Source organism: Vibrio sp. 1731 (assembly GCF_033339955.1).
Lineage (GTDB): Bacteria > Pseudomonadota > Gammaproteobacteria > Enterobacterales > Vibrionaceae > Vibrio > Vibrio alginolyticus.
In genome coordinates this window covers 97,515-103,514 of sequence record NZ_JAWOVO010000017.1, presented here as the reverse complement: position 1 = coordinate 103,514, position 6,000 = coordinate 97,515, and the positions used below count along the sequence as shown (strand labels likewise).

At 43.5% G+C, this 6,000-nt stretch carries 6 protein-coding genes and 1 pseudogene; 1 reads left to right on the top strand and 6 read right to left on the bottom strand.

The genetic code is table 11. From position 1 onward, the window contains the following. Positions 1 to 69 precede the first annotated feature (69 nt). The 5 genes and pseudogenes from R7035_RS18355 to R7035_RS18335 all read right to left on the bottom strand — a co-directional run. Positions 70 to 369, bottom strand: a pseudogene (locus R7035_RS18355) (histidine kinase); the annotation flags it as partial. Positions 370 to 520: 151 nt separating this feature from the next. Continuing rightward, the gene (locus tag R7035_RS18350) at positions 521 to 1,807 is read right to left on the bottom strand and encodes a TRAP transporter large permease subunit (protein ID WP_005376871.1); all 1,287 of its coding nucleotides are present in this window, start codon (positions 1,805 to 1,807) and stop codon (positions 521 to 523) included. Positions 1,808 to 1,819: 12 nt separating this feature from the next. Then, on the bottom strand, positions 1,820 to 2,359 hold the full coding sequence (locus R7035_RS18345; RefSeq protein ID WP_005376869.1) for a TRAP transporter small permease subunit: 540 nt from the start codon (positions 2,357 to 2,359) through the stop codon (positions 1,820 to 1,822). Between the two features lie 115 nt (positions 2,360 to 2,474). Continuing rightward, the gene (locus tag R7035_RS18340) at positions 2,475 to 3,566 is read right to left on the bottom strand and encodes a TRAP transporter substrate-binding protein (RefSeq protein ID WP_017636112.1); all 1,092 of its coding nucleotides are present in this window, start codon (positions 3,564 to 3,566) and stop codon (positions 2,475 to 2,477) included. Positions 3,567 to 3,980: 414 nt separating this feature from the next. Continuing rightward, positions 3,981 to 4,385: a hypothetical protein gene (locus tag R7035_RS18335; protein ID WP_005376863.1), complete on the bottom strand. Its 405-nt coding sequence runs from the start codon at positions 4,383 to 4,385 to the stop codon at positions 3,981 to 3,983. Positions 4,386 to 4,658: 273 nt separating this feature from the next. Here R7035_RS18335 and R7035_RS18330 point away from each other — a divergent pair, with 273 nt between their 5' ends. Beyond that, entirely contained in the window at positions 4,659 to 5,324 is a 666-nt protein-coding gene (locus R7035_RS18330) for a DUF2982 domain-containing protein (protein ID WP_186584868.1), read from the top strand. Between the two features lie 18 nt (positions 5,325 to 5,342). Here R7035_RS18330 and R7035_RS18325 read toward each other — a convergent pair whose 3' ends face one another. Next, positions 5,343 to 5,999 (bottom strand): MBL fold metallo-hydrolase, encoded by a 657-nt coding sequence (locus R7035_RS18325; RefSeq protein ID WP_005376855.1) that lies wholly within the window; start codon positions 5,997 to 5,999, stop codon positions 5,343 to 5,345. Between the last annotated feature and the right edge of the window lies 1 nt (position 6,000).

Here is a 6,000-nt window from a genome sequence, read left to right as displayed (position 1 = left end):
TAGGTTTTGTTTGGCGATAAAACTCTATCACTTACTACCGTTTTTGTTTTGAGTTCCCGCTTATCCGCGATGAACCAAAAAATAGCCGTCAGACCCATAACTCAAACGATTTAAAATCGCTTTCACACGCGTTTTGGCAACACTCTCTTCTAATGTCGGATCGTTGTAGATGTAAGAAATGGAGTCAAAAGCGACGTCGACCGTATCTTTCAGCGCCGCTTCTTTTGATTGGATCAGGTTTTGATGAAAGATCTCTACCTCCCTTTTGCCAAGGGTCTTGGTTTGATAGATAGAGATCCAGCTGATACTCGCTGACACCAATACCACGGGTATCAGTGTCAGCAGAATTAACTTTGCTTTGAGAGGCATCCCTTCCCTCCATGAAACGCTGCCTTTACAGCTTACTATCTTAGCAGTACAAACCAATCGATTGTGTCTGCATAGACATAATTAACAGCTTAACAACTTGTCTCAAAAGGTAAAAACTCTCAGTTCACAAAATCTCTTTATTATCGAGTGATTAACTCATACCGTAAAAACCTGGGAAAAACAGCAAAGACGCCAACACAACAATCTGAATCGCGATGAATGGCATCACACCTTTGTAGATATCACGCGTAGTAACCCCTGCTGGAGCGACACCTTTTAGATAAAACAAACTAAAGCCAAATGGCGGTGTGAGGAACGACGTCTGCAAGTTCATCGCAATAAGAATCGCAAACCACGTCATATTAATGCCCATCAATTCAGCGACTGGCGCAATAATTGGCACGATGATAAAACAGATTTCAACGAAGTCGATAAAGAAACCTAAAATCAGAATCACCACCATGGTAATAATAAGGAATCCCCACTTTTCACCCGGCAGTTCTAACATCCACTCTTCAACTAAATAATCACCACCAGTGTAGGTAAATGCCATTGAGAAGGCGGTCGCACCAAGTAAGATCGCAAAGACCATTGCGGTTACTTTAACTGTCTCTTTTGATGCATCATAAATCATCGACCAACTAAACTGCTTATACAATAGCGATAAAATAATTGCACCTGCACCACCCAGTGCCGCTGACTCTGTTGGTGTTGCAATCCCTGCAAAGATGGAGCCCAATACCACGATGATTAATGCTAAAGGTGGCAATACAGCTTTCAGTGCGGTGAGCACTTCTTGTTTACGACTGATCGACTCATCGCGCTCTATCGCCTGTGCGGCTTGAGGGTTCAACTTCGCGTAGATGAGAATGTAGATCACATAGGCGCCAACAAGTGTAATACCGGGCCAGATCGCAGCTTGAAATAGGTCCCCTACCGGTACGCCAAGTACATCACCCAACAAGATCAACACGATAGAAGGTGGGATAATTTGGCCCAACGTGCCAGACGCACAAATAGTCCCACACGCTAAACCTTTGTCGTAATTGTACTTGAGCATCACAGGAAGAGATATTAAGCCCATCGCAACAACTGATGCGCCTACCACACCCGTTGAAGCTGCAAGCAATGCGCCAACTAACACGGTAGAAATAGCGATACCACCGCGAACGCCACCGAACAAACGCCCCATTGATTCTAGTAGCTGTTCAGCAAGCTTCGTTTTCTGTAGCACTAGCCCCATAAAAACGAACAGCGGTACGGCCATTAGCACCGTATTTTCCATAATGGACTGAATTCGATATGGCATAAAAGCAAACATCTCGATGCCTTCAGCCCAAACACCAAAAATCAGCGCGATACCACCAAAAGTAAAGGCAACGGGAAATCCCAATAGAAGCGCAAAGAGCGCAACAAAAAACATCACTATACCGATCATAATGACTTCCTTTTACGACTTACCGTTATTACCGGCATAGATGAGATGAGGGTTGACAATTTTGTTGATTGAATGGAGTAACAATCCAATACCACTCACCGCCATAAAGAAAAATGACAGCGGAATCATCGCTTTGATAATCCAACGATATGGTAAGCCACCTGGGTCACCAGACGTCTCGCCTAACGCGTAACTTTCCTTGGCGAAATCAATACCAAACCAAGCCACCAGTAGGCAAAAAGGGAATAAGAAAAATAGTGTGCCTATGATGTCGATGATGGATTGTGCTTTGTAAGATAACCGTTCATAAAAAATGTCGACGCGAACATGCCCACCGGACTTAATTGCGTAAGGCACACCAAGCAAGAACACGGCAGAGAATAGATGCCATTCCATTTCTTGGAATGCGATAGACACATCATTAAACACGTAACGCATGACAACGTCGTACACAACGTTTGCTAACAACAAAATAAACAGGATGCTGGATAACCATCCGAGAAAATCGCTAAAGCGGTTAAATAATCGCTCAATATAAATAAGACTTCTCATTCCGAACTCCGTGGAACGTTTAGATGCGCTCCGCTATGGTGCGGAGCATTCATTATGAAGTTTTCTTGGGCTTCGATAGCAGGCTAAACCTCTCGGCATCGCCTGCTTCATAACGTTATTGTTGAGCTTGACTGTTTAAGTACGCTCGGTGCGAAATATCTGACCATGGTCGAACTTGATTCATATAGTTCGCTTGCGACTCTTGAATCTCTTTCGCCAAAGCATCTTTCTCTGCATGTTCTTTCAACAAACGATCGTTTGCTTCTCGCAACGCAGCTACTACTTCAGGTGGGAAATCTTTTACTTCAACATTTGGGTATTCAGACTTAATAGACGCCCAGTTTTTGCCGCTTTCGTGTTTCGATTGCGTGTACATATCGTAAGCGGCCGTTTTCATGGCTACTTGCAAAATCGCTTTTAGATCATCAGGTAGACGGTTCCAGGTACGCTTGTTAACGAGGAACTGAAGCTCAGTCGCTGGCTCATGCCAACCTGTGTAGTAGTAAGGCGCGATTTTGTGGAAGCCCATACGTAGATCCAGCGATGGACCAACCCATTCCAAGGCATCAATTGTGCGACGCTCTAGAGAAGTATATAGCTCACCAGGGGCGATATTCGTTGGCTTGGCACCTAACTCAGCCAAAATCTCACCAGCAAACCCTGGGATACGCATTTTCAAACCCTGTAAGTCCTCGACGGACTTGATCTCTTTTTGGAACCACCCGCCCATCTGAGTATCGGTATTACCGCCAGGGAAAGACATCAAGTTATGTGGAGAGTACACTTTTTCCATCAGCTCCATACCACCGCCGTAGTAAAACCATGCATACTGCTCAGTTGGCAACATACCGAAGGGCATAGAAGTGAAGTAAAGTGTGTTTGGAACCTTACCCTTCCAGTAATAAGACGCTGAGTGACCCATGTCATACTGACCCGACTTAACCATATCAAACACCCCAAAAGGCGCTTTATGCTTGTTTGCGGAATCAATGCGGATTTGCAAACGTCCGTTGGACATCTCTTCCGCCATTTTGGCCATGTTTTTTGTGGTATCACCAAAAATTGGGAAATTAGGCCCCCAAGTTTCAGCAAGCTTTAAACGATAGACTTTTTCAGCAGCGTTTACAGAAGTCGCTGCGAGTGCCATCGCGGCAGCGACAGCGGTTGTTTTGAGCACTCGTTTTAAAGATTTTTGGATTAGACTCATCGTTCACGTCCTTTATCACCAAGGTTATTGTTGTCATCCATTTCATTAGGATTGGCTGTATTCGGTATAAAAGATGTAACAATGTTGTCTAATGCGAAATGGGCATGAACACGGAAGCGAGTAATTCATCAATAAGGCATTAGCCTAAGGTATTACGTACAAGTACGTAGGACAACCGTCATGACAAAAGACTGTTAATAGCAAAATCAATAAATTATATTTTTATCTATGAATAAAAATAAAAGACAATACGTACGTATTTTTCTGCCAAAAAATTTACATAGTATTTAAGAAAATGTGACAAACCACTTATTGGCAGTGTTAAAGTCAGTACTTAATGCATTATTTCCAATACCAAGATAAAAAAATACCTCGGCATCGGCCGAGGTATTCAATCTAGAACGGTAGCGGTAATTAAACTGCTTTGTAGATAACTTTGTTACCTGCTAACTGCTCTTTTTGAACTAGGTTTTCTTCAAGAAGCTTCTTTAGTGCGCCAGTAGCCCATGATGCCGCTTTAGTATCTTCTTGACCTGCAGCTAGACCGATGCCTTTAGGGTTAATACCTTCAGCATTCGCCATAACGATGTCTAATACTTGTTGTTGCTTAGGAGTAAGGGCAACATCAACTGTTTTCACTGCAGCTACTTTTTTATCAGCTACTACTTTCTCCGCAACAGCTTTTTCAGCAACAGAAGGTGCTACTGCTTTTTCCGCAACAGGCTTCACTGCTTTAGGTGCTGCAGCTAAGTTTGCTACTGTCGCTTTAATGCGTTTTTGCAGTTTCATCTGCACTTTACGCTTATGAGCAAGTCTCATTGAATATTTCTCCAGTTCACTGCATCTCAGCAGGGATGAAAATTTGAAGCGCGTTTTATACCAAAATTCACAAGCAATTTGTAGGTTTTAGCGGCGAAACGCGATGAAAAATGCGCTCAAAGCATAGAACGTCTACTATTTAATCAGATATTTTATGAACGGATTTATTGAATACTGGGTATAAAAACAGAGGTTTGTTTTATTTTAAATGCAAATCAATGCACATAAAGCTACCCACTTATTTTTGGACAAGTATTCGATGAGGTTATAAGCATGGAAACGCTGCACCTAACAAATTCACATTTCAAACCCGACTCCCCTATCAACAGAATACTTTTGTTGCTTGTTGCACTCATCACTTTGTTTTTGGTTGCCATTTCTCCGGGATGGAAGCAAGCCATGTTCTCGGTCATTTTGATGTCTGCAATCGTTGGTTTCGCCATCTTGATGATTAAGAAAAGCCAAGTCACTTTTACGCTGACAGCTTCTCACTTTCAGCAACACCTTTTTAAAGGAGGTTGGGTCGTCCGATGGCGAAATATTGAGTCAATCGGTATTTGTAGCTACCAACAGGAAGGGTGGCACCAACCGCTACCTTGGATCGGTATTCGTCTAAAACACTACTCGCCCTACTTAAATTCAATCTGCCCTCGTATAGCGACAGAAATTCTCCTCAGCCAGCGAGCACTGCTTTACTTAGGCGCGAAACAAAATCAGTGTGAAGATAAGTTTGAGGATATAGTGCTTGACCCTAAACCGTATATAAACAGAGATGGGATTGAGTACAAAGGTTTGTTAGCGATGCTCGCCAACCGGATGAAGTATCAGAGAGGCTTTTATGGCTACGATCTATTTATATCAGCAAGTGATCTAGATCGTGAGGCTGAGGATTTTGTGGGACTGACTCGGCGATACTTAGCTGCCGCCGAGCCAGAATAATGCTTAGTACACGCACTTTTAGTAAAGCGGCATCTCGTCAGCAACGAACGGGTTAGTTTTACGCTCATGACCGAAAGTCGATTGAGGGCCGTGACCAGGGACAAACGTGACATCATTGCCTAAAGGCCACAATTTCTCTTTGATAGAACTAATCAACGTATTGAAATCACCTTGTGGGAAGTCAGTTCGACCAATGCTACCGTTAAACAAAACGTCACCCACAAACGCTAAACGCGCTTCTTCACTGTAAAGCACAACGTGACCAGGTGTATGACCAGGTGTGTGGAATACGTTCAGCACTTGATTACCAAAAGTGACAGTGTCACCTTCATTTAGCCATTGGTGCGGTTCAAACGCTTCTGTCAGCGGGAAACCAAACATTTGGCTCTGACCTTCCAAACCTTGCAACCAGAAGTTATCTGCCTTGTGAGGACCAACAATCTCTGTACCGCCAAGCAGTGCAGACAGCGGTTCCGTGCCACCTACGTGGTCCAAGTGACCGTGTGTTAGCACTAGGTTTACCACGTCAACACCCAGCTCTTTGATAAGCATAGCGAGCTGCTTTTCATCGCCGCCTGGGTCAACCACAATACCTTTCATGGTTTCGTCACACCAGACAATAGAACAGTTTTGAGAGAAAGATGTTACTGGAACAACTTGGTATTTCAGAGCCATA